The sequence below is a fragment of the Candidatus Methylomirabilota bacterium genome, assembly GCA_035260325.1.
Classification (GTDB): Bacteria; Methylomirabilota; Methylomirabilia; order Rokubacteriales; family CSP1-6; genus AR19.
Window position 1 is genome coordinate 1 of record DATFVL010000268.1, and the last position, 7,218, is coordinate 7,218.

Sequence of the window (7,218 nt, forward strand, 5' to 3'; positions counted from 1 at the left end):
GCGCCCTCAAGACCCTGTGGTGGCAGGGGGCGACGCTGCTCAACCCGCACTTCGCGGTCGGCACGAAGGACCAGGATGCCTCGCGCATCTTCTACGAGCCGCTCGCGTCGTTCGACCCCGACGGCAACCTCGTCCCCTTCCTCGCGGCGGAGGTCCCGAGCGTGCAGAACGGCGGCGTCGCGAGGGACGGGCGCTCGGTCACCTGGAGGCTCAAGCGGAACGCCACCTGGCACGACGGCAAGCCGTTCACCGCCGACGACGTCGTCTTCAACTGGGAGTACGTGATCGACCCCGGCACCGCGGCGGTCACCCAGGGCTCCTACACGAACATCGAGCACATCGACAAGCTCGACAGCCATCGGATCAAGATCGTCTTCAAGAAGCCGACGCCGTTCTGGGCCGATCCCTTCTGTGGTGTCCGCGGCGCGATCATCCCGAAGCACCTCTTCCAGGCCTACAAGGGCGACAAGTCGCGCGAGGCGCCCGCCAACCTCAAGCCCGTCGGCACCGGCCCCTACAGGTTCGCGGACTTCAAGCCCGGCGACATCGTGCGAGGCGAGCTCTACGCGGGCTACCACATCCCGAACCGGCCCTTCTTCGACCAGGTCGAGATGAAGGGCGGCGGGGACGCGGCCTCCGCGGCGCGCGCCGTCATCCAGACGGGCGAGTACGACTACGCGTGGAACCTGCAGGTGGAGGACGAGATGCTCAAGCGCCTCGAGCAGGGCGGCAAGGGGCGCGCCGACATCGTGGCCGGCGGCAACATCGAGCACATCCAGTGCAACTTCACCGACCCGTGGACCGAAGTCGACGGCGAGCGCTCGTCCATCAAGACGCGGCACCCCTTCCTCGTCGACCCGGCGGTGCGGCTCGCGCTCAGCCTGCTCGTGGACCGCGGCTCGGTGCAGGAGCAGATCTACGGACGGACGGGCATCGCCACCGCCAATTTCCTGAACTCGCCGTCGCGGTATGCGTCGAAGAACATGACGTGGGAGTTCAACGTGGACCGCGCGAACCAGATCCTCGACGCCGCGGGCTGGAAGCGCGGGGGCGACGGCATCCGGGAGAAGGACGGCAAGAAGCTGAAGCTCGTCTACCAGACGTCGATCAACCCGCTGCGCCAGAAGAACCAGCAGATCGTCAAGCAGGCGGCCGCCAAGGCGGGGATCGACATGGAGCTGAAGTCGGTGACGGCGTCGGTGTACTTCTCGTCGGACGCGGCCAACCCCGATACCTACGGGCACTTCTACACCGACATCCAGATGTACACGACGACGATGACCTCGCCGGACCCCGAGTTCTTCATGAACCAGTTCACCTCCTGGGAGGTCGCGTCCAAGGCGAACAAGTGGCAGGGGCGCAACATCACCCGCTGGCGCAGCGAGGAGTACGACAAGGTCTTCCGCGCGTCCGAGGCCGAGCTCGACCCGGTCAAGCGCGCGGCGCTCTTCGTCAAGCTGAACGACCTCGTGATCCAGAACGTCGTCGTGATCCCGGTCGTGTTCCGGCCGCGGGTGGCCGGCATCTCGAACAAGCTGCGCGACGCGGTCCAGAGCGGCTGGGACTCCGACTTCTGGGCGCTCGCGTACTGGACCAAGCAGGCGTAGCCGCGCCCGCCGCGGCGCGGGCCCCATGTCCAAGTACCTCGTACGCCGGGCGCTGATCTCGATCCCCGTGCTGGTCGGGATCAGCGTCGTCCTCTTCACCGTCCTGGCGTTGGCACCCGGCGATCCGTTCGAGGAGCTCGCGACGAACGCCAACGTCCCGGCGGAGGTACGGGCGAACCTCCGCGCGAAGTTCGGCCTCGACGACCCGCTGCCCCTGCGCTACGCGCGCTGGTTCAGCTCGATGCTCCGCGGCGACTGGGGGTTCTCCTTCGTGAGCCGCGTCGACGTGGACACGCTGATCCTCCAGCGCCTGCCCGTGACCCTCGGCGTCCTCGGCTCGGCGCAGCTCCTGGCGATCCTCATCGCGGTGCCGATCGGGACGTACTCGGCGCTCCGCCCCTACTCGGTCTTCGACCAGGCCGCGACGACCTTCGCGCTCATCGGCTTCTCGCTGCCGACCTTCTTCACGGGCCTCCTGTTCATCCTGCTGTTCAGCATCTATCTCGACTGGCTCCCCTTCATCTTCCGCGCCGACATCGGCGCGACCGGGTGGCGCTGGTACTGGGAGTACGCCCGCCAGTCCCTGATGCCGGTCGCGGTGCTCGGTCTCTTCCAGGCCGCGGCGGTGACGCGCTTCATGCGCGCGGCGGTCCTCGACGTGATCCGGCTCGAGTACGTCAATACGGCGCGCGCGAAGGGGCTCTCGGAGCGCGTCACGCTGGTCAAGCACGTCGTCCGGAACGCGCTGATCCCGGTGGTGACGCTCGTCGCGCTCCAGATCCCGAGCATCTTCGGCGGCGCGATCGTCACCGAGCAGATCTTCCGCGTCCCCGGGATCGGCTCCCTCCTCATCAGCTCGATCCTCGCGAACGACACGCCGGTGATCATGGCGGTCACGTTCGTCTACTCGGCGCTCGTCGTGGTCTCGAACCTCGCCGCCGACCTCCTGTACGGCTGGCTCGACCCGCGGATCTCCTACCGATGACGCCGCGGGCACCTCTGGCAGGCCACCCACGGTCCACGCCGGCCTCGCGGCCCTCGATGCGAATGAATCGCGCCCTGCGGAACGCAGCCGCCACGCATCTCTCTCAGGGCACGTCCCGAGTGCCACCGGCCTCGCGGCCCCCGTTACAATGACGCCGCCGGCGGCCTCCCAGGTCGCGCTCGAGAAGCTCCCGGTCGCCATCGCGGCGCCGCGCACCTCGCTCTGGCGCGAGGCCGCCCGCCGCTTCCGCCGCCACCGTCTCGCGATGGTGGGCGCGGGGGTCCTGCTCGTGATGGTCGCCGGCGTCGGCGCGGGCCCCCTCGCGTGGCGCCTGCCGATCAACGAGATCGACTTCAAGCAGAAGCTCAAGGGGCCGACGTGGAGCCACCCGCTCGGCACCGACGATCTCGGCCAGGACCTCCTCGCGCGGATGCTCTACGGCGGGCGGATCTCGCTCGCGGTCGGCGTCACGGCGATGCTGATCGCGATCTCGATCGGCACCCTGGTCGGCGCCGGCTCCGGGTACGTCGGCGGCGCGGTGGACCACGCGCTCATGCGCGTGACCGACCTGTTCCTCTCGCTGCCGTCGCTCCCGCTGCTGCTGCTGATCGTCTATCTCTTCCGAGACACGCTCAAGAAGACGCTCGGGCCGGAGGCGGGCCTCTTCGTGATGATCGTCGCGGTGATCGGGGGCCTCCGCTGGATGCCCGTCGCGCGACTGGTTCGCGCGCAGTTCCTGTCGCTCCGCGAGAAGGAGTTCGTCGAGGCCGCGCGGAGCCTGGGCGCGCCGCCGCTCCGGCAGGTGGTCCGGCACATCCTGCCGAACGCGATGGGGCCCGTCATCGTCGCGGGCTCGCTCGACGTCGCGGCGGCGATCATCGCGGAGTCCACGCTCTCGTTCCTCGGCCTGGGCTTCCCGCCCGACATCCCCACCTGGGGGCGGCTCCTCTTCGACGCGAAGGACAACCTCGACTTCGCCCCGCACTGGGCGATCTTCCCCGGGACCGCGATCTTCCTCACCGTGCTGGCCATCAACTACATCGGCGACGGATTGCGGGATGCCCTGGACCCACGCAAGGTGTTGGCGCGGTGAGGCGCGTGTGGATGCCCGCTTCGAGCGCCGGCTTGGCCGGCGCACTCGACCGGGGGGAGGTTTCGGAGGGGGGCGCAGCCCCCCGCCGACGAAACTACATCGGCGACGGGCTGCGGGATGCCCTGGACCCACGCAAGGTGCTGGCCCGGTGAATCGCGTGGTGCTGGCCCGGTGACCGACACGGACCTCTGCTTCACGCCCGCGACGGAGCTCGTCGCGCTGATCCGCCGCCGCAAAGTCTCGCCGCTCGAGGTGACGCGCGCGGTCCTGGCGCGGATCGAGAGGGTCAACCCTCCGCTCAACGCCTACTGCACCGTCGCGGCGGAGCAGGCGCTCGAGGCGGCGAGGCGGGCGACGGCGGCGCTCCGGCGTGGCGCCTCGCTCGGCCCGCTCCACGGCGTGCCCGTGTCGATCAAGGACCTCACGTCCACGAAGGGCATCCGCACGACGGAGGGCTCGAAGATCTTCGAGCATCGCGTGCCGGACGAGGACGCGGTCGTCGTGGAGCGCCTGAAGGCGGCCGGCGCGATCGTCCTCGGCAAGACCAACACCCCCGAGTTCGGCGCCGGCGCCAACACCTTCAACGCGGTCTTCGGCCCGACGCGCAACCCGTGGAACCCGGCGCTGACCTGCGGCGGCTCGACGGGCGGCGGCGCCGTCGCCCTCGCCACGGGCATGGGCCAGCTCGCCCAGGGCTCCGACCTCGGCGGCTCGCTGCGGCTCCCGGCGGCCTTCTGCGGCGTCGTGGGCTTTCGCACCTCGCCGGGCCTCGTCCCCGTCTGGCCGGCCCCGCTCGCGTGGGACCCCTGGAGCGTCCAGGGCCCGATGGCCCGCACCGTGGCCGACACCGCGCTGATGCTCGCCGCCATCGCGGGTTCCGACCCGCGCGCGCCGATCTCGTATGCGGTGGACACGCGCGCGTTCACCCGGGCCGTGCGCGCGCCGCGGATCAGGGACGCGCGCGTCGCGTGGGGCGGCGACCTCGGCGTGACGCCGGTGGACCGGGAGGTCCTCGAGGTCTGCCACGGCGCGCTCGACGTCTTCAGGAAGCTCGGCTGCCGCGTCGCCGAAGCGCATCCGGACATGACCGGCGTGAAGGAGGTCGTCCTCGTGAGCCGGGGCGCCAGCATGGTGGCGCGCCACGCCGACAAGCTCGCGAAGTGGCGCGGCGTCATGCAGGAGAACCTCGTGAAGAACATCGAGTGCGGTCTCGAGCTGACGGCGTTCGACATCGGCCGGGCCGAGCGGCTCCGGACCGGGCTCTGGGCCCGCGTGCGCGAGTTCCTGGACGGCCACGATTTCATCGTCACGCCCACCGCGGCGGTGCCGCCCTTCCCGGTCGAGACGATCTCCCCGACGGAGATCGACGGGAAGCCGATGGGCAGCTACATCGAGTGGGCGCTCCTGACCTACGCCTTCACGGCCGTGGGCCTTCCCGCGATCTCGATCCCGTGCGGCTTCACGAAGGCGGGGCTGCCGGTCGGGCTCCAGATCGCCGGTCGCTGGCGCGACGAGGCGGGCGTCCTCCGCGCCGCCGCGGCGTTCGAGGCCGCGCGGCCCTGGGCCCACCTCCGGCCCGCGGTCTAGTCGGGCACGCGCTCTGGCGCGTGAGGGAAGCGCGCGCGCACGACCGTTCCCCGCCCGGGCGTCGAGTCGAGCTCGAAGCGGCCTCCCGCCAGCGTCACACGCTCTTCCATCCCGAGGATCCCGAAGCTGCCGTCGAGCGGGGCGCTTCGCCGGGTCTTCGGCGCGTCGAAGCCCACGCCGTCGTCCTCGATCGCCAGCAGGATGTCGCCTCCGTCGAGCGCGAGCTCGACCGTCACGCGCCGCGCCCGCGCGTGGCGGACGACGTTGGCCATCGCCTCCTGGACGACGCGGAAGCACGCCGTCTCGACCTCCGCGGGCACGCCGGTGCGGCCGATCCCGTCCAGGATCTCGGCCGTGAGCCCGGCGCGCTGCGCCTGCTTGTCCACGTACCACCGTACCGCGGGGACCAGCCCGAAATCGTCGAGCAGCGACGGGCGCAGATCGAGCGCCAGGCTCCGCGCCTGCTGCACGAGGTGGTCCACGATGCCGATGCTCTCCTCCAGGAAGGTGCCGTGATCGGCGCCCGTCGGGCGCGCCTTCATGCGCTCGAGGTTCAGCTTGAGGGCGCCGAGCGCCTGGCCCATCTCGTCATGAAGCTCCCGCGCGAGGCGGCGCCGCTCGGTCTCCTGGAGATCGACGAGTTTCCGCGACATCCGACGCAGGTCCGCCTCCGCGCGCTTGCGCTCGCTGATGTCCTGGGTCAGCGCGATGAAGCTCCTGGGACGGCCGCGCGCGTCGCGCACCAGCGAGACGCTGTTCTGGACCCACACGACCGCGCCGTCGGACTTCAGGTAGCGCTTCTCGTGGACGAACCCGGGAATCTCGCCGGCCAGGGTCCGGCGGATGAGCCGCGCGTTCGCCTCCCGATCGTCGGGATGCGTGAGCGACGGGAAGCCGGCGGCGCGGAGCTCGTGCTCCGAGCGGCCGAGGATCTCGCAGTAGGCGCGATTCACCTGGAGCAGGTGCCCCTCCGGCGTCGTGAGCGCCATCCCGATCGCGGCGTCGGCGAAGGCCGTGCGGAATCGCTCCTCGCTCTCCCGGAGGGCGGCGGCGCGCGCCTCGGCCGTCGCCAGGTACGTGACGAGGATCGCCGTGACCGCGAGCCCGAGGGCGAGCGCGGCCCAGTCGAGCCCGCCGCGACGCTCGGCGACGTACGCCGGCGTCGGCGCGAAGGCGAGCGACCAGCGCCGTCCGGCGACGTCGAGCGTGGTGCTCCAGCCGAGCCGCGGCTCGTCGGTCGTCCGAGCCGCCGGGGAGCCGAGCTCGAACAGGAGGTCGGCGGGGCGCTCGGTCTCGTCGGCGACCCGGAGCACGAGGCCGGCGGTGTCCAGGCCCTCGAGCGACGCGGTCACCATGTCGCCGATCCGGAAGACGCCGACCGCGAAGCCCGCGACGTCGGCGGCGGGGGGCGCCGCGGCCTCGCGCGCGGCGTCGCGGCGGTACGTGGGCATGAGGATGAGGAACCCGAACTGCTGCCCGGGCTCCTGGACGAGCCGGATCTTCGCCGTCGCCGCGGGCGCGCCCGTGCGCCGCGCCCGCTCGACGGCCTCGCGCCGCACGCGATCGGACAGGATGTCGAAGCCGAGCGCCGCCTCGTTGCCGCGGCGGGGCTCGATGAACCGCACCGGCACGTACTCGGCCCGCGCCCCGGCCCTCACCAGCCGGCGGTCGGGGCCGAGCTCCGTGACCGCGAAGCCGGCGCCGGCGTCGCGCCGCCCCGCCGCCTCGTACGCCGCCCGCTCACCCGCACCGACGCGCGGGTTCCACGAGAGCGCCTGGACGTTCGAGTTCCGGCGCAGCGAGCCCTGGACGAAGCTCCGGAAGGCGCGCGCGTCCACCTCGGGGGAGACTTCGACGAGCGCCCGGATCGCGTAGAGGACCTCGAGGTCGCTGGCGAGCCCCTTCTCGACGGCCGCGGCGAGGCCCCGGGCGCGCCGCTCGAACTC

General features: G+C 71.5%; 5 protein-coding genes. 4 read left to right on the forward strand and 1 reads right to left on the reverse strand.

The features are described from left to right. The 4 genes from VKG64_17195 to VKG64_17210 all read left to right on the forward strand — a co-directional run. A partial coding sequence (locus tag VKG64_17195) for a peptide ABC transporter substrate-binding protein (protein HKB26773.1) occupies window positions 1-1,607 on the forward strand: 1,607 nt, incomplete at its 5' end. Between the two features lie 25 nt (window positions 1,608-1,632). Beyond that, window positions 1,633-2,592, forward strand: coding sequence for an ABC transporter permease (locus VKG64_17200; GenBank protein ID HKB26774.1), 960 nt, complete (start codon window positions 1,633-1,635; stop codon window positions 2,590-2,592). 148 nt (window positions 2,593-2,740) lie between these two features. Beyond that, complete coding sequence (locus VKG64_17205; protein ID HKB26775.1) at window positions 2,741-3,685, forward strand: ABC transporter permease; 945 nt, start codon at window positions 2,741-2,743, stop codon at window positions 3,683-3,685. A gap of 171 nt (window positions 3,686-3,856) precedes the next feature. Then, window positions 3,857-5,272, forward strand: coding sequence for an amidase family protein (locus VKG64_17210; GenBank protein ID HKB26776.1), 1,416 nt, complete (start codon window positions 3,857-3,859; stop codon window positions 5,270-5,272). Here the strand turns inward: VKG64_17210 and VKG64_17215 are convergent. Continuing rightward, the coding region (locus VKG64_17215; GenBank protein ID HKB26777.1) for a CHASE domain-containing protein at window positions 5,269-7,218 on the reverse strand (1,950 nt) is incomplete at its 5' end. The genes VKG64_17210 and VKG64_17215 overlap by 4 nt on opposite strands.

Bases quoted from the DNA above. Each gene is read 5' to 3' on its own strand.
- VKG64_17205 (HKB26775.1), top strand. From the start codon at position 2,741: ATGACGCCGCCGGCGGCCTCCCAGGTCGCGCTCGAGAAGCTCCCGGTC.
- VKG64_17200 (HKB26774.1), top strand. From the start codon at position 1,633: ATGTCCAAGTACCTCGTACGCCGGGCGCTGATCTCGATCCCCGTGCTG.